General features: G+C 43.4%; 22 protein-coding genes. 18 read left to right on the forward strand and 4 right to left on the reverse strand.

Translation table 11 applies throughout. The features are described from left to right. Window positions 1–30 precede the first annotated feature (30 nt). The 11 genes from ACVW0P_RS09895 (at window position 31) to ACVW0P_RS09945 (ending at window position 7,841) form a co-directional block, all read left to right on the forward strand. Complete coding sequence (locus ACVW0P_RS09895; RefSeq protein WP_457131940.1) at window positions 31–1,092, forward strand: COX15/CtaA family protein; 1,062 nt, start codon at window positions 31–33, stop codon at window positions 1,090–1,092. After that, a complete protein-coding gene (gene cyoE / locus ACVW0P_RS09900; protein ID WP_457131941.1) occupies window positions 1,089–1,979 on the forward strand; it encodes a heme o synthase in 891 nt (296 codons plus the stop codon). Before ACVW0P_RS09895 ends, cyoE begins: the two co-directional genes overlap by 4 nt. Next, entirely contained in the window at window positions 1,976–2,554 is a 579-nt protein-coding gene (locus ACVW0P_RS09905) for a cytochrome c oxidase subunit 3 (protein WP_354426599.1), read from the forward strand. Before cyoE ends, ACVW0P_RS09905 begins: the two co-directional genes overlap by 4 nt. 9 nt (window positions 2,555–2,563) lie before the next feature. Continuing rightward, entirely contained in the window at window positions 2,564–3,283 is a 720-nt protein-coding gene (locus ACVW0P_RS09910) for a cytochrome c oxidase subunit 3 (protein WP_457131942.1), read from the forward strand. 19 nt (window positions 3,284–3,302) lie between these two features. Continuing rightward, window positions 3,303–3,650 (forward strand): cytochrome C oxidase subunit IV family protein, encoded by a 348-nt coding sequence (locus ACVW0P_RS09915; protein ID WP_457131943.1) that lies wholly within the window; start codon window positions 3,303–3,305, stop codon window positions 3,648–3,650. 41 nt (window positions 3,651–3,691) lie between these two features. Next, complete coding sequence (locus tag ACVW0P_RS09920) at window positions 3,692–4,348, forward strand: SCO family protein (protein ID WP_457131944.1); 657 nt, start codon at window positions 3,692–3,694, stop codon at window positions 4,346–4,348. Between the two features lie 103 nt (window positions 4,349–4,451). Continuing rightward, complete coding sequence (locus tag ACVW0P_RS09925) at window positions 4,452–5,027, forward strand: DUF420 domain-containing protein (protein WP_457131945.1); 576 nt, start codon at window positions 4,452–4,454, stop codon at window positions 5,025–5,027. A gap of 11 nt (window positions 5,028–5,038) precedes the next feature. Beyond that, window positions 5,039–5,314: a hypothetical protein gene (locus tag ACVW0P_RS09930; protein ID WP_354426594.1), complete on the forward strand. Its 276-nt coding sequence runs from the start codon at window positions 5,039–5,041 to the stop codon at window positions 5,312–5,314. A gap of 71 nt (window positions 5,315–5,385) precedes the next feature. Next, window positions 5,386–6,048, forward strand: coding sequence for a DUF2461 domain-containing protein (locus ACVW0P_RS09935; RefSeq protein ID WP_457131946.1), 663 nt, complete (start codon window positions 5,386–5,388; stop codon window positions 6,046–6,048). Between the two features lie 22 nt (window positions 6,049–6,070). Then, window positions 6,071–6,898: an OmpA family protein gene (locus ACVW0P_RS09940; protein WP_457131947.1), complete on the forward strand. Its 828-nt coding sequence runs from the start codon at window positions 6,071–6,073 to the stop codon at window positions 6,896–6,898. Between the two features lie 112 nt (window positions 6,899–7,010). Then, the gene (locus ACVW0P_RS09945) at window positions 7,011–7,841 is read left to right on the forward strand and encodes an amidohydrolase family protein (RefSeq protein ID WP_457131948.1); all 831 of its coding nucleotides are present in this window, start codon (window positions 7,011–7,013) and stop codon (window positions 7,839–7,841) included. Here the strand turns inward: ACVW0P_RS09945 and ACVW0P_RS09950 are convergent. Beyond that, window positions 7,829–9,181 carry an APC family permease gene (locus ACVW0P_RS09950; RefSeq protein WP_457131949.1) on the reverse strand — a complete coding sequence of 451 codons (1,353 nt, stop codon included), beginning with the start codon at window positions 9,179–9,181 and terminating at the stop codon, window positions 7,829–7,831. The genes ACVW0P_RS09945 and ACVW0P_RS09950 overlap by 13 nt on opposite strands. 381 nt (window positions 9,182–9,562) lie before the next feature. Between ACVW0P_RS09950 and ACVW0P_RS09955 the strand changes: the two genes are divergently transcribed. Both ACVW0P_RS09955 and ACVW0P_RS09960 read left to right on the forward strand, forming a co-directional pair. Then, window positions 9,563–10,360: a glycoside hydrolase family 16 protein gene (locus tag ACVW0P_RS09955; RefSeq protein WP_457131950.1), complete on the forward strand. Its 798-nt coding sequence runs from the start codon at window positions 9,563–9,565 to the stop codon at window positions 10,358–10,360. A 290-nt stretch (window positions 10,361–10,650) separates the two neighbouring features. Continuing rightward, a complete protein-coding gene (locus ACVW0P_RS09960) occupies window positions 10,651–11,988 on the forward strand; it encodes an NHL repeat-containing protein (RefSeq protein ID WP_457131951.1) in 1,338 nt (445 codons plus the stop codon). Between the two features lie 46 nt (window positions 11,989–12,034). Here the strand turns inward: ACVW0P_RS09960 and ACVW0P_RS09965 are convergent, their stop codons facing one another. The 3 genes from ACVW0P_RS09965 to ACVW0P_RS09975 form a co-directional block, all read right to left on the reverse strand. After that, window positions 12,035–14,920 (reverse strand): glycoside hydrolase family 38 N-terminal domain-containing protein, encoded by a 2,886-nt coding sequence (locus tag ACVW0P_RS09965; RefSeq protein ID WP_457131952.1) that lies wholly within the window; start codon window positions 14,918–14,920, stop codon window positions 12,035–12,037. Window positions 14,921–15,013: 93 nt separating this feature from the next. After that, the gene (gene truA, locus ACVW0P_RS09970) at window positions 15,014–15,817 is read right to left on the reverse strand and encodes a tRNA pseudouridine(38-40) synthase TruA (RefSeq protein ID WP_457131953.1); all 804 of its coding nucleotides are present in this window, start codon (window positions 15,815–15,817) and stop codon (window positions 15,014–15,016) included. Window positions 15,818–15,829: 12 nt separating this feature from the next. Further along, window positions 15,830–16,078, reverse strand: a complete 249-nt coding sequence (locus tag ACVW0P_RS09975) for a hypothetical protein (RefSeq protein WP_457131954.1) — start codon at window positions 16,076–16,078, stop codon at window positions 15,830–15,832. A 268-nt stretch (window positions 16,079–16,346) separates the two neighbouring features. On the opposite strand from ACVW0P_RS09975, the gene ACVW0P_RS09980 reads away from it, so the two are divergent. From ACVW0P_RS09980 to ACVW0P_RS10000, 5 genes are all read left to right on the forward strand, one after another. After that, on the forward strand, window positions 16,347–17,168 hold the full coding sequence (locus ACVW0P_RS09980) for an alpha/beta fold hydrolase (RefSeq protein ID WP_457131955.1): 822 nt from the start codon (window positions 16,347–16,349) through the stop codon (window positions 17,166–17,168). 179 nt (window positions 17,169–17,347) lie between these two features. Further along, window positions 17,348–18,862, forward strand: coding sequence for a sialate O-acetylesterase (locus ACVW0P_RS09985; protein ID WP_457131956.1), 1,515 nt, complete (start codon window positions 17,348–17,350; stop codon window positions 18,860–18,862). An 8-nt stretch (window positions 18,863–18,870) separates the two neighbouring features. Continuing rightward, on the forward strand, window positions 18,871–19,620 hold the full coding sequence (locus ACVW0P_RS09990; RefSeq protein WP_457131957.1) for an SGNH/GDSL hydrolase family protein: 750 nt from the start codon (window positions 18,871–18,873) through the stop codon (window positions 19,618–19,620). Between the two features lie 31 nt (window positions 19,621–19,651). Further along, window positions 19,652–21,079 carry an SGNH/GDSL hydrolase family protein gene (locus ACVW0P_RS09995; RefSeq protein WP_457131958.1) on the forward strand — a complete coding sequence of 476 codons (1,428 nt, stop codon included), beginning with the start codon at window positions 19,652–19,654 and terminating at the stop codon, window positions 21,077–21,079. After that, window positions 21,060–23,636 carry a glycoside hydrolase family 38 C-terminal domain-containing protein gene (locus ACVW0P_RS10000; protein WP_457131959.1) on the forward strand — a complete coding sequence of 859 codons (2,577 nt, stop codon included), beginning with the start codon at window positions 21,060–21,062 and terminating at the stop codon, window positions 23,634–23,636. Before ACVW0P_RS09995 ends, ACVW0P_RS10000 begins: the two co-directional genes overlap by 20 nt. Window positions 23,637–23,643: the final 7 nt, after the last annotated feature.

The following is a 23,643-nucleotide window of genomic DNA, read 5'->3' on the forward strand; positions in this document are numbered from 1 at the left end:
AAGGTACCCTAATTTGTTAGAAATATTTAGATGAGCATAAAGGCACCCGGGAATAAGTTTCTAAAGTTCAATCTCATAACCATCATCCTCCTATTTTTAGTGATACTGGCAGGTGGGGTAGTGCGTAGCACGGGTTCTGGTATGGGTTGTCCCGATTGGCCTAAGTGTTTTGGAAGGTATATACCACCAACCAGCATATCTGAACTACCGATCAACTATAAAAAAACGTATTCGGATAAACGCCTGGCCAAAAACCAAAAGTTTGCCAAAATGCTGGATATTTTTGGATACAGCCAGTTGGCAGTGCGCATCCGCAACGACAAATCTATTTTGGTGCCCGAGGAATTTAATACCGCCCGCACGTGGACAGAATATATTAACCGTTTAATTGGGGCCGCATCGGGTTTGTTTTTACTGCTTTGTGTTGTGTACTCCTTTAGATATTGGAAAACCAAAAAGCTCATTGTTTTCCTAAGCATATTTAATGTGTTCCTGGTAGGTTTTCAGGCATGGTTAGGATCTATAGTAGTATCAACCAATTTGGTTGCGTGGATAGTTACCGTGCATATGCTTATAGCACTGGCAATTTTAGCCATCAGCATAACAACGTACCACATGGCAAAAGTGCAGGGCAGGTATAAAGTAGAACGTAAGCCATTTGTAGCTATAGTTACTTTATTAGTATTAGCGCTAAGTATTTTGCAGATAACATTTGGCACCGAGGTACGCGAGAAGATAGATGCAGTAGCAAGCCATTTAGAAGGTAGTTACCGCGATAGTTGGGTACAGCGTGCCGGCGATATTTTTGCCCAGCACCGTGATGTAGCCGTAATAGTTTTGATATTAAACCTTGTTTTATACGCGCTGATCCGCAAGGGCTTTAACAAGCATTCGGTACAGCAGCAATTAATGAGTTTTACTTTTTTGATGATAATGCTGCAAATAGTTACCGGGATATTATTATCGTACTGGGCTTTACCGCCGTTTGCACAGGCAGCACATATTATATTGGCGAGTTTAGTATTTGGTGCCCAATTTTATTTATTGTTGAATTTATTTAGTTCGGTAAACGTGCAGGGGGCAGGGAAATGAAATGGAGTGATTTTTCAAAGCTGATTAAATTGCGACTAACATTGTTGGTAGTGTTTTCAGCGTCTATTTCATTTATTATAGCAGTTAAGGCCAACGGCGGTAACACGTGGGGGTCGCTCTATAGTACAACTATGTGGATTAATTGGGCCAAACTGGTTATAGGTGGTTTTTTAGTTACATCTGCAGCTAATTGCTTTAACGAAGTAATAGAGGTTGACTTGGATAAATTGATGAAGCGCACCATGGACCGCCCCATGCCCGCAGGTAGGATGACAAACGGCCAGGGGTTGGTTTTAGGATTAGGAATGGGGATGGCCGGCACTTATTTGTTGGGTAGTTTAAATGTCCTTACAGGTTTGTTATCCGTATTCTCTATTATATTATATGCATTTGCGTACACGCCGTTAAAGCGTAAATCGCCCATAGCGGTTTTTGTTGGCGCTATACCAGGTGCGTTACCTGCTTTAATTGGTTATGTTGCAGGCCAGCCACACGGCAGGATAGACGAGATAGCTTTGATTTTATTCTCCATACAGTTTGTTTGGCAGTTCCCTCATTTTTGGGCTATTGCCTGGGTGTTGGATGATGACTACAAGCTGGCCGGTTTTCGTTTATTACCAACCGGCAAACGTAACTTAATAAGTGCCGTAATTACTTTTGCAGCTACTGTTATATTATTGCCGGTAAGCTTGTTACCATATTTTAACCATAATGGCGGCATTGTTCTTGCCGTAGTGTCATTGGTAATGAGCCTGATATTTATATACCAGGCTTTTAATTTAATGCGTACGCTGGAAATTAGCAGCGCCAGGAAATTAATGTTTGGCTCTTTTTACTATTTGCCGGTAGTGCAATTAGTGTTTTTATTTGATTTTATAGGAAAATGATGGCCCAGATACAGAAAGAAGACAGATATAACCTGGCACCCAAAAAATTCAACATGTGGATCTTCATATTCACTTCGTTTATGTTTTTTGCGGCGTTAACCAGCGGTTTTATCGTATACGTGGGTGGCAGTAAAGCGCATGGTATCAACATTAAGTTACCCGATGCTTTTATGTACAGTACCGGCGTAATTATATTAAGCAGCATCACAATGTTCTTAGCGTCGCAAGCCGCTAAAACGCTTGAGCGGGGTAAACAGCAATTTTATTTAGCTTTTACCATTGTTTTAGGTGTGGCCTTTTTTATTATCCAGTTATCGTCATGGTCGTACCTGATAAAAAATGGCGTTTACTTTAGTAACCCAAATGCATCGCAATCTTTTATATATGTATTCACCGGGATGCATTTACTACACATTTTTGCCGGCTTATTGCTGTTGGCTAATACGCTTTGGCGTAGTACCCGCAGTATAGAGCAGGTTAAAAATTTATACAGTGTGCAGATGTCCTCTATTTTTTGGCATTTTGTCGATATTATATGGATTTATCTGTATGTTTTTTTACTTTTGAACCAATAACAAAAACTCATGAGTGCACAAGTATCACCTATTGATGAAGTAAAGACAACGCCGTGGTCTGGTGGCAGATCGCCGTTTAATGTTGAGTATGGTAAAATGATGATGTGGTTTTTCCTCCTTTCGGATGCGTTTACCTTTTCATCGTTATTAATAGCCTACGGCACGTTGCGTTTCAGCTCGAGCAGCTGGCCGGCACCAGACCTGGTTTTCCAATCAGTACCTGGTTTGTATGATAGCGGTAAACCACTTGTATTTGTGGGTTTAATGACATTTATCCTGATCCTTAGTTCGGTTACAATGGTATTGGCTGTAGAAGCAGGCCACCGTTTAGCTAAAAAGGAAGTTATGTGGTGGATGTTTGCAACCATTATTGGTGGTTTTACATTTTTGGGTTGCCAGGCGTTAGAATGGAGCCACTTACACCACGAAGGTTTTTGGTGGGGACATATCCCGGATATGGAAGAATTGAAGCACCTGTTTAAGGGCGGAAACGAGGCTACATATGGCACCTACGCGCAGCAGTTTGCAAACTTATTTTTCACCATTACCGGTTTCCACGGTTTCCACGTATTTAGCGGCGTTATCATTAATATCATTATTACTATAAATGTGTTGGCCGGTACCTACCAAAAACGAGGTAGCTATTTAATGATCGAAAAAGTTGGCCTTTACTGGCACTTTGTAGATCTGGTATGGGTATTCGTATTTACTTTCTTTTACTTAGTTTAAAAATTTAACTGATAAATATATGTCATCAGAAACAACTGAAATTCACCACGATGATCACGGCCACGGTGAAGGAATGACCAAAAAGAAGATAGTACAGATCTTCCTGGTATTATTAGGGATAACTGTAGTTGAATTTATTATTGCACTTTGGTTAGTGCCTGCAAACTACATTCCTTTGCATTATGCTAACCCTATATACATTGTATTAACCCTGTTTAAAGCGTTTTACATAGTAGCATATTTTATGCACTTAAAGTTCGAAAAGATAGGTTTGGCGCTGTGTGTCATTGTACCGATACTATTCATCATCGGTTTAATATTGGTGCTCACAAATGAAAGCCACTACTGGGTAGATTTGCGAAAATAATGCGTAAAGCTTCCTTCCCGAAAAAAATAATTGTCCTGGTAATGATATTAGCTTTACCGGGATTTTTATATTATTTACTTACCGCCAAGGGGAAGAACAGGTATAAACCTCTTTCTTTTTTTGGCCCCAAGCAAGTAGCTAAAACCGGCCATAAGTTTCACGGCGATTTTATCCCCGATACCATCTATCATAAGCTAAGCGATTTTAAGCTTGTAGACCAGAACGGCAAAGCGGTATCGTTTAAAAACTTCGATAAGAAGATCTTTCTGGCAAGCTTTTTTTACACCAATTGCCCAACAGTTTGCAACGAGGTAAATAAGAATATCAGCGAGTTGGTATATGCCTACCGCAAAAATCCGATGGTGTATTTTACATCGTTGACAGTTGATCCAAGACGCGATACGCCGCAGGCTTTAAAGAAGTACTCGGCTAAGTTCGAGGAAACAAGGAAATGGTTATTCCTTTCCGGCGATACCAGCACCACCTACAACCTTGCCCGTAACGGCTTTTTAGTGAACTCGGTACAGGCCGGTAAAGACGATTTTATTTATAGCGATAAGCTGATACTGATAGATGCGGAAAAACGCATCAGGGGATATTACTCCGGCACATCAGCCGCGGATCTTACCAAGCTGAACGATGAGATTAAAGTGCTGATAGCCGAAGAACTGCGCAAGGTTGATAAAGCACTTTATTAGAAACAAGATATAAGAATAAAGAGACAGGGTAAAAGCCTTGCCTCGCAATACACAATAAACAGGATCCTGACTCTTGCGTCTTGATTCTTGACTCTCAAACAAGATGACCGATAAATTCATATTCCGATTTGTTGCCGGTGTAACCATATTTGTTATAGCCGTGGTAATTGTGCTTAACCGCCATTTAATACCCGGGCCGGCAACACCACCTGCCTTTACGCCCTATTTGCCATTGCTTAACGCGATATTGAATGGTACATGCAGTGTTTTGCTTTTAACGTCGTTATACTTCATTAAACAGGGTAATATTACCGTTCATAAACGATTGAATATACTTACGTTTTGCCTCTCATCGTTATTCCTGGTATCGTACATCCTGTTCCACTACCTTATGCAGCACGATACGATGTACGGCGATACTAACAGCGATGGCATATTATCTGCCGATGAGCGCGCAACTGCAGGTAGTTTGCGAACAATTTATCTTTCGCTATTAGTGCCACACATTATCCTTGCGGCTGGTGTTTTACCATTGATATTGTTAAGTTTTTACCGTGGCTTACAAATGCAGGTTGCAAAACATAAGAAACTGGTAAGATGGGCGTTTCCTATATGGTTATTCGTTACAATATCGGGCGTTGTTGTATATTTGATGATCAAGCCGTACTACCATTTTTAATACATGCTAAAATGAAAAAATTGAAGTTTTTATATCTTGCATTGGTTTTGGGTTTATTGGTGATAAACGTTGTGCCGGTTAAGGCGCAATGTGCCATGTGTAGCGCCAATGTGGAAACCAATGCTAAAAGTGGCGACAATAAAACCAATGGTTTAAACAATGGCATAATGTACTTGCTTGGTGCGCCATACCTTGCCGTTGCAATAGTGGGTTACATTTGGTACAAAAAATACCGCCGTAAAGATGTTGACCTAAACGTGCCAAGGCAAAAGCTTAATCTCAATTAGGTTTTAATTCATAGATAATGGTTCATAGTTATAGCGAACCATAGCCGATCATAATAAAAGAGATTTTTTGGATGATACAATCCCAAACGCTTGTTTTTTTAAAAGAGCTTGTTGATAATAATAATAGGGAGTGGTTCCAGGCTAATAAAGAGCGCTACGACAAGTCCCGCGAAAACCTTATTGAGTTTGCTGCCAGCGTAATTGAAAAACTGCACCAGGTAGACCCAACTGTTAGTGCCGATCTTGACCCTAAGAAATGTGTAATGCGCATTTACCGCGATATACGTTTTAGCAAAAATAAAACGCCTTACAAAAACAACTTCGGTATCAGTTTGCCAACCTTGGGCTCTAAACTGGGTGGGGTAGAATATTACCTGCAGATCCAGCCCGGTAAATCATTCATAGCGGGTGGTTACTGGATGCCCGAAGCCGAACACCTGAAAGCCATCCGCCAGGAGATTGATTATAACGCCGCCGATCTTAAAAAGATTATTGACGACAAGGAGTTTGTAAAACTATTCGGCGATTTTCGCGCGCAAGACCAGCTCAAAACAACCCCTAAAGGTTACGATGCCGATAACGAAAATATTGACCTTTTAAAGTTGAAAAGTTTTATAGTTGCACATCCGCTTAAAGATAAAGAAGTAATGGCAGCCAGCGCCGCGCAGGATATTGTGGATATATGCAGCAAGCTATATCCGTTGACTGTGTTTCTAAAAAATGCAATTGCTTAATACACTTAAACCCTATATAAACATGAGATTTAAACACCTGATCTTAGCCGTTCTGCTTGTTTCCGCACTGCAATCATGCGTGGTAATGTCGCCAAAAAAACATAAAGCCCTGTTGGCCGAGCGCGACTCTTTAGCCACGCGTACCACTACATTAGAAGAACAGGTATCAAAACTAATTGCCGATACCTCGCGCATTCATCAGGAATTGGCTACAATTAAAGGCAACTACAGCGGCCTTAATGACAAATATACCGCGCTGGATAAAAGCTATAATGCAAGCTCATCAAAAGTAAACCAGCTATCTACCGACTTGCAGAAACGCGAAGCACGCTTAAAAGAAGTGGAAGAGATTTTGCGCAAGCGTGATGAAGCTACCACCGCCCTTAAAGATAAGTTGCAAAAAGCCCTGCTCGGCTTTCAGCAAAATGGTTTAACGGTTGATATCCGCAACGGTAAGGTGTATGTATCGTTAACTGATAAATTGCTGTTCCCATCGGGTAGTATTGTTATTGACGATAAGGGCAAGCAAGCGCTTAAACAATTAGCTGCCGTATTAAATAAAGAAGCAGACATAAACATTGCCGTTGAAGGCCATACTGATAGTAAGAAGATCAAGAACCTTGGGCAGGTAAAAGATAACTGGGACCTAAGCGTATTGCGCGCCACATCGGTAACCCGTTACCTTACCGAAACGGAAAACATCGACCCTAAGCGTGTAACCGCGACTGGCAAGGGCGAGTTCCAGCCGATAGATACGGCCAATACACCCGAAGCGCTGTCTAAAAACAGGCGCATAGAGATCGTGCTTACGCCGAAACTGGATGAGTTGTATAACCTGATCACCAAATAAAGGAAATAAAAACAAGTCCTCCCCTTTGGAGCGGATTTAGGTGAGGCTATATTGGGGGATTTTTTTTGCCTTATTATTTCGATATTGTATGGCCGTACAACCAACGTAGCCTATGTTAAAGATCGACGCACATCAGCACTTTTGGCATTACCATCCCGTAAAAGATGCCTGGATAACCGACGACCTTAAGGTAATTCAATGCGACCTGCTGCCTGGGGATGTTGAACCGTTATTAAGAGAGATCGGTATTGCCGGATGCGTGGCTATACAGGCAGACCAATCGGAAGCGGAAAATGGATTTTTGTTAGGACTTGCAGATAAGCATAGCTTTATAAAAGGTATTGTTGGCTGGATAGAACTTAAAGCCGCCAACATTGAAGAACGCTTGGCATACTATAGTAGCTTTAAACTGATGAAAGGTTTTCGCCACATACTACAAGCCGAACCTGATGAGCAATTTATGCTGTGCAAAGATTTTATGCATGGCATTAGTTTGTTAAGTAATTACAATTTCACGTATGATATCCTCATAAAACCGAATCACCTACCATACGCTAAAACTCTGGTAGCTGCCTTCCCTGATCAGCGGTTTGTGATTGACCACCTGGCTAAACCATATATTAAAGATGGCGGGATATACGGCTGGAAAGAGGACATAGAAGCAATAGCAGCCCAACCCAATGTATCCTGCAAAGTATCCGGCATGGTAACAGAAGCCGACTGGGTAAATTGGAAACCGGAAGATTTTACACCTTATTTCGATATAGTATTCAATGCATTTGGCCCTGCCCGCGTAATGTTTGGCTCCGACTGGCCGGTATGTAACTTGGCAGGCGGATATGAGGGCGTTTTGAGTATTGTAGAAAGCTATGTCAACCGGTTAACCATAAATGAACAAGAACTGTTTTGGGGCAAGAATGCGATGGAATTTTACGCCTTATAATTAGCCGGCTTAAACGGCCATTCCTTATTCATATTGGCTTTTATGAAATACACAACCGTGCCTAATGCAATTGCGCTAAAGCCACCCAGCACCATGTGGAAACCGGTTGATACAAGTATTCCTATCCATATGGCTATCGCCAGGAAAATAGGTAAGGGGAACAGCGGCATTTTGTAGGGGAAGTTGGTTTCGCTTTTTTTCCTGCGCAGCAAATAAAGCCCTAATGCCTGCGAGATAAACTGAATCAGTATCCGCATGGCTAAAATAGCGCTGATAACATCCGTTAGTTTGAAAAGCAAACTGAATACAAACGCGATACCACCTAAAAATAGCAGAGATACATAAGGGAAATTTCCGGTGGGGTGCAACCGGGCAAAGATCTTAAAGAAGGCGCCATCCGCAGCGGCGGCATAGGGGATGCGGCTGTAACCCAAAGTAGCCGAGAACACCGATGAAAAAGCTACGAGCAGTATCAAACAGGTAACAATTTGTGCCGCTGTATGGCCCGATAATTTCTCCATAAATTCGCTCACCACAAATTGGCTGTCTTTAGCCTGGTTCCAGGGTATTACGCTAACAACACTAACATTCATTAGCATATATAATACAGCAATGCCGGCTATAGAAATAAACATACTCTTTGGTATGTTTTTAGAAGGGTTTACGATTTCGCCACCCAAATGGCACACATTATAGTATCCTAAATAGCTGTAAACGCTTTTTACACTGGCCGAACCTATGGCTGCAACAAATACATAATTGAAGCTGAAGCCATCATTAATATGTTTAATAGGTGATAAAAAATTGCCATGCGCCAGCCCGCCGGCTATTATCCAGATCATGGTAAGTAATACGCCCACCCAAAGTACCACACTAATTTTCCCTATCGATTCTATTTTTCGGTATAGCAACGCCACGATACATATCACGACCCCGCCGCTCATCATTTTAGCTTCCATATCAGACAGCGGGAATAAATAGGAAAAGTATTTGGCAAACCCAATAGCTGCAGAAGCAATAACCAATGGCGCCTGTATCATGGTTTGCCAAACGAACAGGAAACTCATGAGTTTCCCGGGGCCATTTTTGCCGTAGGTTTCTTTCAGGAAATTGTATGAACCACCCGCCATGGGGAAGGCCGCGCCAAGTTCGCTCCATACCATAGCATCTATAAACGAGAGCAATGCACCCGCCAGCCAGGCATATAGAAACCAAGGGCCGTTCATGGTACTAATCACCATAGGCAGGGTAATAAATGGCCCTATGCCAACCATATCGGTCATGTTTATGGCGGTAGCGTGTGAAAGGCCAAGTCGGCGTACCAGGGAAATTTCAGCCATAGGTGTTTATCAGCAAGAATTAATTTCAGTTAATAGTACAAAAATAACTTTAAGCGGCAACGGGCAAAATTTATTGGGTCAGCTATTTGTAAGACTTTGCCTATGATCTTATGTTTTGGTGTACACAATACACTTATTAAATAGGGAGAATAAGTATTTAAACATTAAAAAATATTTTAAAAACTATTGGTAAAAATGATTGCTTAAATGCACTTGTTTAGAAAATGTATTAAATATAAGTTAATTGTAATAAATATTATTTGCCCTAAAGGCGATGTATTAAACTTATAAATAACGCAATGTGCCGGGGTAAGCGATATTGGTTTATCTATTCTGATTTTTTTGTATTTGAATTTTTCACCCTTTAAATCATTCATAACCATGAAAAAAATCTATTGCATTGTATTTGTAGCGCTATTTGCGGCCGCATGTACTAAAGAAAAAACGGCAACGGTAGCCCCGCAAAGCGCTAAAGCCCCTGAAAACACTACATCGGTAACCGACACCAAGCGTGACCAGGCAACCATTTCCTGGAGCGGCTACACCTGGAACGTGAAGGCACCCGCAGGTACAGCAGGCCCCGGCCCCAATTATTGGACAGGCAACAACGTATGGGTTGATGCAAATGGCTGGCTTCACTTACGCGTTTCTAAAAATGCATCTAACAACCATTGGGAGTGTGCCGAAATCTCGAGCACCGCAAGTTTTGGCTACGGTACGTACCAGTGGCAAATTGACGGCCCAATAGCCAATCTTGATAAGAATATCGTTTTAGGCTTGTTCGATTACTCGGGCATCGATGGCCGCGACGAAATAGACATCGAATTTGCAAGATGGGGCAACGCGGCCTGGCCAAACCTAAACTACACCATCTTCCCTAAAGTGGGCGATGCACCTGCACCGGCAAGTTACTCGCAAGAGTTTTCTACACCGGGTGGTACCTACACTACTCACCGTTTTAAAAGAACAGCTACCAGCGTGGTGTTTAAAAGCCTTTATGGTTTCCAAAGCGGCGATACAAACCTGTTCCTTACCAAAACCTTTAACAGCCCGGGCACGTCTATCAGTAATAAAAGCATGCCGGTATTGTTAAACCTTTGGTGCTACAACGGCCTTGCCCCATCAAACGGACAAAGCGTAGAGATAGTGATCCACAGCTTTACTTTTACAGCAAACTAATACCATCCCCCTTCTAAATATCTAAGCCGGTCGCTAATTAGCGACCGGCTTTTTTTTGCGTTTTTTTACCAGGCGGTTAGTTTAATCGACACATTCCCAGTGTTTATCGATACCTCGTGTTTTTGTCTGTTTCAAAACGCTTGTTTTACGCGTATAGATGCTTTAAAGGGCTTTTTCCTTAACAAACTTTAACACATGCGTTAACAATCTTTAACAACTGCTACCCCAATTTATGGGGACATTAGCCCTGTATTATCACATCACACAAATTAACTTTTCCCTAATTTTTTATGAAAAATTTTACGCTGCTTAAGCTATTGCTTTTTGTTTTTATTGCCACACTTGCCGCCTGCGGTAAAGGCACATCCGTTACAGGCGACCTGCCTGTTTTGCTTACCAACAACGTTATTATCGACCCAACATCAACCATCGCATACACGGGCGGGGTAATTACCAACAGCGCTGCAGTGTCCGACTATGGGATCTGTTACAGCAGTACCAACCCTACACCAACTGTTTCTGATAGTAAAATAGCGGTAACTGTAAATGTATTTTCTTTTAGTGCCAAAATAAAGGGCCTTGCTTTAAACACCACTTATTATGTAAGGACGTACGCCGTTAATACTGCAGGAACAGGCTATGGCGATGTTGTGCAATTTAAAACGGCCGCTACCGATCAGTCTTCTGCTTATGGCACAGTAAGCACCATTGCAGGATCTGCCGAAGGCTACCAAAACGGTACAGGTACGGCGGCGTTATTTAACAGGCCCACAGCTGTAGCCTTAGATCCCGCGGGTAATATGTATGTATCAGATTCATATAACTCCGTTATCCGTAAGGTGAACGCGGCAGGCGTTACCACTTTAGCTGGTAACGGCACTTTAGGTTACGCCGATGGCCCTGCGGAAAGCGCGCAGTTTTATGCACCGGCCGGCTTGGTTGTTGATGCTGCTGGAAATGTTTTTGTTGCCGATATGGGCAATAATACCATCCGTAAAATTACCCCCGCAGGTGTTGTTAGCACATTTGCAGGTAGTGGCTATGCCGGTTACAGCAATGGCACGGGTACAGCGGCACTTTTTAATGCCCCGGCAGGCCTTGCCTTTGATGCAACCGGTAACTTATATGTTGCCGATAGCGGCAACAACCTCATCAGGATGATCACGCCGGCAGGGGTTGTTACCACAGTTGTTGGCAGCCGGGGCGCAGGTTATGTAAATGGTACAGGTAGCACTGCTATCCTAAATAAACCAAGTAGCATTGCTTTTGATGCCGCAGGTATGATGTATGTTACCGAACCAGTGAACAACGTGATCCGCAAGATTACTAAAGATTATGTGGTTACCACCTTTGCCGGTGGCATAGATACCGCTGCCTTAAAACTTGGCAAACCGCAAGCCATTACAATTGCCAACGATAATATGTATGTTGCAGATGGCAACGGCCGCATCATTAAAATTAGCAAGGATAAGGTGTTAACCATAATGGCCGGTAAAACCGCTACCGGCACAACCGATGGTGATGGCAGCACTGCCTTATTCAACCACCCGCAGGGGCTTACATCAGACAGTAACGGCAATATATACGTAGCCGACTTTGATAATAACCGTATCCGAAAGGTTAAATAAACCAATAAAAGCGAAAAGCCGCGTAAAGTGGCTTTTCGCTTTTATACTACTTGCTCTCTACCCTTATGGTTTTTATTCCCTTAGCGGGGATGGTAAAGCTATTATCTAATACCGACTTTTTGTCTTCGGCCAAATTGCTGTCCCAAAGTTTAATGCCTATGGGTTGTTGCGGAGTAAATTTCACAGTGCTTTCGGAATCTCCGCCATTCACGATCATCACAATTGTACCGTTAGCATCATCTGCCGGGTTTAAAATTTCGGTATAGATATTATCACCTGTAATTTTAAAAGAAAGGCCTTGTTCGTTAGATGATGCGGCCGCCACTATTAATGGTTGATGATTATCAAGCCCTGCCTGGTTTGCCTTTAAACTATTGTAGCCTTGCTCATGCGCCTGTATAAAGTAACGGAATGTAGCTGTGCCGTCCTGGTCGGCTTTGAAGTTGGTATGCCAAAGGTTGTTCATCACCCATGAATAAATGCCAGATGATTGCGGGGTGAAAGACAGCCATTGCGGCGCAAAATGCAATCCGCCAAGCAAGTTATCTGTTGTGATTTTACCAATCTCAAACAGTGGCGCGTCCGGGCTGCTCCAGGTAACGCCATAGTCGGCGTTTGAAACATCTACCCACCGTTGTTGGGTGTACCAATTATGGTTGGAGTTGGGCAGTTGGTCGGCTTCGGCTGCAATACTTCCCCAAGGGATGCTGTAGCGTACCTGCGCGTTTGGAACATTAAAAGGAAAAGCGAAGTGTACGCTTTCTTTCCTGCGGATGGCTTTTTTATAGATGGTATTTATTAATTCTATCTTATCTAAACTACTTACTAACCGTACTTCTCTTTTTAAACCATTGGTCCCTGGGGCATCAGATGTTACAAGCAAACTAACCACCAACGGTCCTTTTTCTTTTATACTGATGCGTGCGTTGCTGCTGCTTTGCAGGTTCTTCAAGGTATCTCCGGGCAGGTAAATATATTGGTTAAGCGATGCGGTGTCTGATACATAATTATGTGTGCCTTTAATTAGCGTTTGAATATTCCCGTTAGCCTTATCAAGCACTATGCTATACACCCCATTATTTAAGGTATTCGGCGTTGCGATAGCTTTTGTTTTGTTATAGGCTTTGCCCGCGCTAATTGTGTAGGTGCTTTTGCCCATTTGCGGAACAGCCTCGGCCAAAATAGCCAGTTCGCCGGTACTTAAGCGTTGCGATGCTATGCGCTTGCCTGTTGCATCTTTAACCGCGTCGCCTGCTTTGCTGAGTGCGGCAGGCACATAAACCACATCTGTACGAGCCCACATTTGGGTATTGTAAACATCAATGGTATTTGCTGTAGCGGATGACGCTTTGGAGGCTTGTACCATCAACGAATCGGCCATTTTTTGAGCCCTTAACGCGAACGACCGTTTCACCGCCCACTCGCCTTTAACCTTGGCATCATCGGGTTCATCGGTACTGTTGTAAGCGCCCCAGGTATGTTCATTAAATAGCAACAGGTTTTTCCATGTATCGTTGAAGGCACTTGCCGGGTAGGCAGCTTTATTGCGGATAGCCCAGATAGCATCACTTTGCTTTAAAATGTCTGACGCGTTGCGGTTGATTGCAGTTTCTTTGGCGGCTGACGATACACCATCCGTCCAGTATTCGGTATAATCGCCCTGATAGGACGGTAGCTTGTCTTTGTATTTTTTCTCCAGATCGGTGAAGAATTGTTTTGTTGAGGTGATGATGAGCTTTGGCGATTCGTAATGTTCGTTCCATGCTTTAACAGCATCCGGTAGCTCCGGGTCTATCGGCGCGTTATCGCTCATGGCCCAGGTAAGGATGCTCATATCATACGGAAAACCCTTTTGCTCAAGGTCGCCAAGGTATTGGAAAATGTAAGGGTTCAGGAAATTCTCTGTTGGTTTACCCGTGTAAAATGGCTTTGGCTCATCAATAGTAAAAAAGTTGGGGATCTTGGTGCCTTTTAAAGCGTAGCCAATGGAGTAGGGCTGGCACTGCCAAAACAACAATTTTTCTTTTCCCGATGGCGATACCCAATAGAACGGCTTATCTTGCCACTTAGCCAGGTTGCCTATCCTGTCGGATGCATTTGGGCCCGATAAAAAGTATTTGATCCCTGTTTGCTCCGCCTGCGCGGCCAGCCCCCATGATGCCCCCGGTACGTCCCCCTGGAACATCGTATGGATCTCGATCCCCTGTTGGCGTGCCAGCCTTTGCGATTCGGCGAACATCTGCATCAACTGCCTCGAATCGGTTAAGCTGGTATTGATGTTGCCGTAAGCACCATCAAGGTTTATCCAGCCTTTTTTTACGGCTTTCCAAAAGCGCGCCTTTTTCTCTGGTGAGGATAGTTTAAGGTAGTTATCAACCACCCAGATCGCTTCAGTAGTCCATTTAAAGCGTGCTTCGGCTGGGTAGTTTTGTGTTTTTTCAGCAAGGGCAATGCTTTCGTCAATGTTCTCCATGTGCAGTTTTAACACCTTGGCCTGCGTGTTGGTGTAGCCGATATCCACGTGCGAATGTGGCAACACATAAACATTCCAGTTACTGCGTGCGGGTTCTACAATACAGCGGGCTTTATATGTTTGATTATCTGTTTTTACAGTAACGCTTGCCTGAGTTGATACTTTAATGGCATCGCCCGGCAGGGCAAGTTCAAATACATCTAAGCCGTCTTTATTTGCTGGTATAGTAATGTGTTCGGTACGGTCATTAAAAGTTACACTTACATCAGCAGCAGCGTAGCTTTTGCCGTTTTTGAAAAATAACCTTGCCATACGGCGGGTTTCGCCGTTATATTTTATATAAGCAATGGTTGGTTGCAAGGTTATTGATGTAAAGTTTGCAGCACTTGCTTGGCTATATGTAGTATTGTTGATACTTATTAAAAAAAATGCCGTTAAAATAACGATATATTTATCCATACGGTATTGATTATGTTGCCTTTATGATTTGGGGCCATGCGGGTTGATATGATTGCAATATAGAAAGAAAATCGACTATTGCGTTCGTTACAATCAGACCGTTTTCAAGGTCGTATCGCCTGCAAGCATCTGTATAAAATTGCCGCGTAACGGTAAATCCAGATAAGGGTAGGTAACCTTACTAAGGTACAAACCCTGTGGGTAGGCTGGTTTAATTAACTGGGGGAGCTGTGGGTCTATCAGATGCGCTTCAAACTCATCAACACTAAGTTTACCGCTGCCGACATCAATCAATTTGCCGGTAATTATCCGCACCATTTTGCCCAAGAAACGATTAGCAGAGATGTGGACACGGAGCCTGTCGCCCGAGGTGTCTGTAAAAACCTCAGCCGCGCCAATGTTGCAAATAGTATGTTGGTTGCGGCCGGGCATTTTACAAAAAGCGCGGTAATCTGTATATTGTAATAACAATTTTGCCGCTCGGTTCATACTGTCCACGTCCCAGTTTTTGATGGGATACATAGAACTGAAACCACTAAGAAAAGGGTCTTTGTAGGTATGGATAAAGTAATCATAGCTCCGTTGTACGGCATCAAAACGGGCGTGTTGCTTTGCATCCACAGGAATGATATCAAACACCGCGATATCATCGGGCAACAAATTATTAAGCCTGAACGCCAGGTCAAAATCCCAGGTATCCGCTATATCCAGGTGGAAAAAGAATTGGCTGGCATGCACCTGCGCGTCGGTACGGCCACAACCTATTATCTGAAGGGGCTTCTTAAAAACCTGGCTCAGGCTTTTTTCTAAAACTTGCTGCACGCCTATCCCATCCGGATGGATCTGCCAGCCGCTGTAGTTGGTGCCATGGTAACCTATATGGAAAAAGTAGCGCAACAGTTGAGTGGGTTAATCGGTAGTTTCCTCGTCGTCTGCTTCCGCATCATCGGGTTTCTCAGGTTTAGGCAGGTTAGCTTTCAGCATTACACGGCCTTTTTTAGTTAGGGTACAGGCAGGCGAACGTTTAGCTTCTTCGCCTTTGCCAATATCTATCAGGTTGAATTTTTTCAGTTCTTGCAAGTCGGGTTTGGTTATGTTAATAGCCAGGCCTTTTTCGGCAATAACTTTTAACGCGGCAACCACTTCTTCGTGTTTCATAAATATTGTGTTACAGCTGCAAAGATATTGCTTTATAAATAGAAAGGCCATTGCTTTCTTGCACCTCCGCTAACCTATACATTAAGCGTTTTTTGCAAATAATGATATGATTTTGGCATTTGTGGCCAATGATACTATGCACATTGTGCTATGTATAGTATATTTAGGTGTTCAATATACACTAAGCAATATTGGGAAGTACGATATCCCGGTTAGGAATATATCGAACAAAAATTTATCACAACAATCACCTTTAAAAAAAACCACAATGAGTACAATCAAAGTAAAAGACGGGACCGAAATTTATTATAAAGACTGGGGTACCGGGCAACCGATAGTTTTCCACCATGGCTGGCCATTAACCGGCGATGATTGGGACGGGCAAATGATGTTTTTCCTGGAGCAGGGTTACCGGGTTATAGCGCATGACCGCCGCGGGCACGGCCGTTCAAGCCAAACAGCAATAGGCCATGATATGGACACCTACGCGGCCGATGTTGCTGAACTTACGGCAGCACTTGATCTGAAAGACGCCATACACATTGGGCATTCTACAGGTGGGGGCGAGGTTATCCGTTACGTTGCCAAATACGGTAAAGGGCGTGTAGCAAAGGCTGTTTTGATCAGCGCTGTTACCCCAATTATGGCACAAACCGAGGGTAACCCGGATGGCATCCCGATGGCTATATTTGATGAGATCCGCCAGGGTACGGCTTATAACAGGCCGCAATACTTCCAGGATTTTACTGTGCCGTTTTATGGTTATAACCGTGCTGGTGCTAAGGTATCGCAAGGGGTAAGGGACAATTGGTGGCGCCAGGGAATGATGGGTGGCATTAAAGCGCATTACGATTGTATCAAGGCATTTTCGGAAACGGATTTTACCGAAGACCTGAAAAGTGTTGATGTACCCGTACTTGTTTTGCACGGCGAAGACGACCAGATAGTACCTTACCAACTTACCGGCGTAAAAGCAGCAAAGCTTGTAAAAGATGGTACGCTGATCACTTATCCGGGTTTCCCCCATGGTATGCCTACAACGGAAGCAGCGACAATCAACAAAGATCTTTTGGCATTTATTAAAGGCTAAATAAAGACTTTTTTTGAGCATTTTAGGTCAAAAAACGCCTTGGAATTAAGTTTTCAAGGCGTTTTTTGTTATCAATAGTTAAAAAAGGGTGTTAGTTATCAATTTTGCTAAATTGATTTAGTAAAATAAAAAGCTTTATATACATTTGTTACTTTAAACCAATACCAACGCTATATTAAATGTTTAAAGCTTTACCGTTTTTTTGTACGATATGCTTTTTTGTACAAGTTGGTTTTGCGCAGCCGGCAAAAACGGCGGTGGGCAACCCGGTAACATTTAAGGTTAACCAGGTATTGCAACGCAATATGGTTATACAGCAAAACAAACCATTTAAAGTTTGGGGGGATGCCACCGCCGGTAATACTGTTTCTGTTAAGGCAGATTGGATGGCAACAGGAATAAGTGTTACAGCAAATGCCGATAATAAGTTTTTAGCCATTATCCCGGTGCCCGAAGCCAGGCCCGGCGATTTTACGGCTCACCAAATAAGCGTACAAAACGGCACACTTACCATAGTTTTATCTAATTTACTTGTAGGCGACGTCTGGTTTTTGAGCGGGCAATCTAACATGCAGTTTCCCATGAAAGAGGTGAAGGATGCCGCCAGCGAAGTCGCTAAGGCGCAGGATGCTAATATCCGAATCCTAAATGTAGGTTTTAACTGGAATACCAAGCCCATAGATACGATTAAAGGCGAATGGCAGGTTTGCTCGCCTGAAACGGTGAAAGAATTTAGTGGCGTGGGCTATTATTTTGGAAAGGGGTTGCAAAATAAGTTGAACATCCCAATCGGCCTTATCTACACCGGCATTGGTGGCTCTTGGGAACAGGCCTACGTGGCACAGGACGTAATGGCAGCCGATACTATGCTAAACAGGGCTTATTTAAAGCCTTTTTTTGACGATCCAAAGTCGAAAGAAAAGCTTGACGGGGTGTTTTCGTTCGATAGAGTTTACCAGCCCTTTCTGATCCACAACGCCATGATCTATCCGTTTTATAACCTGTCTATAAAAGGCATTTGCTGGTACCAGGGCGAGTCTAACCGCGCCGAGCGGGATAGTTATTTGCAACTGAGTTATGCTCAGATAAAGAGCTGGCGGAAAGCATTTTCGCAGGGCGATCTGCCCTTTTATTATGTACAGGTTGCCCCACATGCTTACGGTAAAATGGATTCTACCCTTAACGATTATGCGTTTTTTCGCGAAGTGCAGGAGAAGGTATCAAAAATGGAGAATACTGCCATGGTGGTTACTATGGATGTAGGCGATGCAAAAAATATTCACCCCATAGATAAAAAGCCGGTAGGCGACAGGCTTGCACGTACGGCCCTGAACCGCACTTACGGCGTGCTGAGCGTTAACTATGAAGGCCCGCATGTAGATCATGTGCAGTTTTTGAGGAAGATAGCTATCATAAATTTCATCCCGTCCAGTATAAAATCGGGGCTGCGCACTAATGATGGGAGTGCGCCAAAATACTTTATGTTATCTGGTGAGGACCATAAATTTTATCCTGCGGACGCAAAGATTAATGGTAATATTGTTGAACTGATTGCCAGGCAGGTTAAAAAGCCTGTAGCCGTGCGTTATGCCTTTACCAACTATCCTGTAACAAATTTCGAGAACGGCGATGGCCTTCCTGCGGTACCTTTCCGCACGGATGATTGGCCCGAACCTGTTATCGTGAAAAAATAACACCTGATATGAAATCGTTTAAAATATTATTATGCCTGCTGATGGTTGCAACGCTTAAAGCAAATGCCCAGCAAACCGAAGAGCAGAAAAAAGCCGAGGCTTGGGCTAATTTCCAAAAGGCGGTAGAAGAACGCTACCATAACGATTGGGCCTGGCTTAACCGTTATGCGGGCGATAACTTAAAAATGCCCGCACCTGCGCCCGGCGAGAAGCGCGTGGTGTATATGGGCGATTCGATAACTGATAACTGGATCAATACCGACCCGGATTTTTTTAAATCGAGATCATACATAGATCGTGGTATTGGGGGGCAAACAACCCCGCAAATGCTGGTTAGGTTTAGGGAAGATGTAATAAACCTGCAACCTAAAGTGGTTATTATACTGGCGGGTATAAATGACATTGCCGGCAATACGGGCCCGTCTGTTTTAGAAAATGTAGCGGGCAATATCTTCTCGATGGCCCAACTGGCAAAAACTGCTAATATTAAGGTGATACTTTGCTCGGTTTTACCTGCTTATGCCATTGGATGGAAACCGGGTGTTGATCCTAAAGAGCCTATTGCAAAGCTTAATGCTATGTTAAAGGATTACGCATTGAAAAACAAGTTAGGCTATGTTGATTACTATGCGGCCATGGTTGATGATAAGTTGGCTTTGAGGGATGGATTAGGTACAGATGGCCTGCACCCAAACCTGGCAGGGTATAAAATAATGGAACCACTTGCCGACGAGGCAATTAAAAAGGCGTTGAAATAGTCTTTTTGGACTAATCGCTAAAACGATTTATATGATAAAATACTTGTTGAGGACATTTCTATTGATCTTTTCTGCCGGGGTAGCTACTTCAGTTAACGCCCAGAAGGTAAAGCCTTTTAAGGCAGGCGACAGGGTAGCATTTGTTGGTAACAGCATTACCGACGGGGGGCATTACCATTCGTATATATGGCTTTATTACATGACGCGGATGCCCTACATGCGGGTAGATTTTATAAATGCAGGTATAGGTGGGGACGTGGCAAAACAGATTGACGAACGCCTTCAAGAGGATGTATTTGATAAGCATCCAACCGTGATGACGCTAACCTTTGGCATGAATGATACGGGTTACCAATGGCTTAACGGTGCAAAAGCCGACTCGAATTATAATGTCAAGGTTGCCACGTCATACCAAAGCTTTTTAGAGATCCAAAAACACCTTAAGGCACACCCCGAAGTACGCAAAGTGATGATCGGTTCGTCACCTTATGATGGTACTTCTAAGATAAAACCGGGTGTTATTTTTAATAAGAACGCGGCTATGCAACGCATTGTCGGTTTTCAAAAAGATGCCGCCAAAGCAAACGGCTGGGAGTTTATGGATTTTAGCAAGCCCATGATCTCTATTAATCAGCAACAGCAATTAAAGGATTCTACCTTCTCGATGCAAAGCTTCGACAGGGTGCACCCAACGGTAGACGGGCACATGGTGATGGCTTACCTGTTTTTAAAAGCGCAGGGTTTTACAAACAAGAAAGTTGCCGCGGTTAATATCGATAGCAAAAAAAATGCGGTCATCAATAACGAGAATTGCGTGATAACCGGGCTAAGATCTGACAAAACCGGGCTTAGCTACACTTACAAGGCCAACGCGTTGCCTTATCCAATTGATACCTTGGTGCAAAGCATCGGTAAACAGGGGCGGTCGCAAGCTGACGGTTTAAAATTAGTGCCTTTTCAGCAGGAGTTTAACCAGGAATTATTACAAGTACAAAACCTAAACGGTGGTAATAAATACGAAGTTAAAATAGATGGCAAATTGGTTGGTATATGGGCGGGTAGTCAGTTACAAACAGGTATAAACCTGGCTGAAGTGCATGCAACCCCACAATATCAGCAGGCCCTTACCGTAATGCACCTGAACGAGGAGCGCTGGGCTGTAGAACGCCGACTGCGCGAGTACTGGTGGCTGCACTATTCCATCCTGAAACCACACGGCTTGCTGCATAATGATGGCGAAGCAACTATCGATTCAGTACAGCATTATGCTAAAAAGGATTTCTTTGTAGGCGCTGTATTAAATACTTATTACAAAGCCCGCCTGAAGCCTGTACGTGATGCATGGCAAAAAGAAATGGACCTGCTTACCAACCAAATTTACCTTATCAACCGCCCGGTAGCCCATAAAGTGGAAATACTGAAGGTTAATACAGATCAGCATGTACTTACTCAAAAATAAGATTTTAAAATTTATAGGGGTATCGGCCTGTGCCCTTTTTATCGGCACCAATGCGTCAGCACAAACTGCCTATTATATCGATGGTTACCATGGCGGCATTTGGGGGCATTACCCCGACTGGAATACCCGCTTTATGGCCGATCTGCTGAAAAGCAACCCAAACTGGAAAATCAACATCGAGCTTGAACCTGAAACATGGGCAAGGGCACAAGCAATAGACCCGGCTGCCTTTGCGGATTTTAAAGCCCTGTTTGCAGATCAGTCGCTTAACGGCCGTATCGAATATGTTAACCCGGCTTATGCACAAAGTTATAATTATAACATCTCCGGCGAGAGCATCATCCGCCAGTTTAGCTATGGTATCAGCTTGGTGAAAAAGCATTTCCCGACCGCTGTTTTTAGCAGTTACTCGTCCGAAGAACCTTGCTTTACAAGCGCGTTACCACAGATACTAAAATCGTTTGGGTTTAAATACGCATCGCTTAAAAACCCAAATACTTGCTGGGGCGGGTACACCCGCAGCCATGCCGGCGAATTGGTAAATTGGATAGGGCCAGATGGTAGCTCTATCATTACCTCGCCAAGATACGAGGGCGAAAAATTAGCGCCGAGATCAACCTGGCAGACCATCGCCTGGAATAACTCGCCGCAATATATCAACGCTGCCTTTGCCGCAGGCATGCCGCACCCTGTGGGGATGACCTTACAGGATGCCGGCTGGAAAAATGGCCCATTTATAGGCAAGGGCATTAAAAATGGCATAACAAGTATTTATACTACCTGGCGCAATTACTTTGATAACATTGCCAAGAACGACGCACGGCAGGACTGGAAACTATCGCAAGAAGATATCCAGGTGAGCCTGGTTTGGGGTTCGCAGGTGATGCAGCAGATAGCCCAGCAAGTGCGCGTTTCAGAAAACAAGTTGATAGAAGCCGAGAAAATAGCATCTATCGCAAAAATATATGCCGGGTATAAATGGCCGCAGGCAAAGCTCGATTCGGCATGGCGCACCTTGCTGCTGTCGCAACATCATGATTGTTGGATAGTGCCCTACAACGGTAAAAAGGGCGATACCTGGGCAGATAAGGTAGTCGACTGGACAGCTAATACTACCAGAATTTGTGACAGCATTATTAATAACGCCCAAGCGCTAATCAACAATAAAACGTCCTCCGGTAATTATTTCACAGTTTACAATACCACAGGTATTGATCGTGATGAAGTAGTTTTTATTGAGGCACCTAAGGGTATCGATATAAAGCAATTATCTATATTCAACAGTACAGGTTTACAAATGCCCGCACAGTTAGACAGTGATAAAACAAAGTTGTTTTTTAAAGCGCAGGTACCTGCAATGGGGTATGCCGTTTATCAATTAAAGGCGCAACAAGTATCGGTAATAACGGGCGCGTCGGTTACTGTTTTGAAAAATGGTCTTTACCTGATGGAAACAGATCTGTACAAGATCATTATCGACCCGGCGCATGGCGGCACTCTCAAAAGCATCGTAGCCAAAACATTAAACAACAAGCAGTTTGTAGATCAAAAAAATGCACGTGCCTTTAATGAGCTTCGCGGTAATTTTTATAGTGATGGCGGCTTTAAATCTACAGCAGATAACCCGGCCAAAATTGAGATACTTGAACAAGGGCCGCTGCAAATTAAACTATCTATCAAAGGCACTTTAAACGGTAGCGATTACACGCAATTATTAACCGTGACACAAGGAAATCCACGTATAGACCTCAGCGTAAATATCAATTGGACAGGCAACCCTGGCATTGGACAGGCAACCCCGCCAAACACTTACAGACTGGATAATCCCGAAAAAGCTTTTTACAACGACAAAGAAAAGCTATTGGCTTATTTCCCCCTAAACCTTTCACAACAAAATGTCTACAAAAACGCGCCGTTTGATGTTACTGAAAGTAAACTAAATAACACCTTTTTCACCCGTTGGGATAGCATCAAAAATAACGTTATTTTAAACTGGGTGGATGTTACCGATAAGGATAACCAATATGGCATGGCCCTGTTTACAGACCATACAACCAGTTACGCGCATGGCGAGAATTTTCCATTAGGGTTAAACATCCAATACTCGGGTTTGGGCTTATGGGGAAAGGACCATAGTATCACCGGCCCAACTACCATTAATTATGCCCTGGTACCGCATGCTGGGAAGTGGGACAAAGCCGCCATCCAGCAGCAAAATAACGAGTGGAACGAACCGCTGTTGGTAGCAGCACTGTCATCTGTACCAACGTTATCTGGTAAATCGCTGGTTAAAGTACCTGTTGGTTATGAAATTTCGGCAGTTAATTTTGATGGGAATGATATGATGGTACGGTTGTTTAATACAGGGGCAGCTAATGTAAAAAGCAAAGTCACCTTCAATTGCAAGGCCGATAAAATTGTGTTAAGCGAGTTGAATGGTAAGGCGCTACAAACCTTGGTATCCACTAAAACTAAGAACGGGGAAACATCTATAAGTATAGCTATGCCAAAATTCGGCATTCATACCATTCGTTTAGTTAATGCAAAAGCCATTTAAAAGCTGG

The organism is Mucilaginibacter sp. UYNi724 (assembly GCF_054057495.1).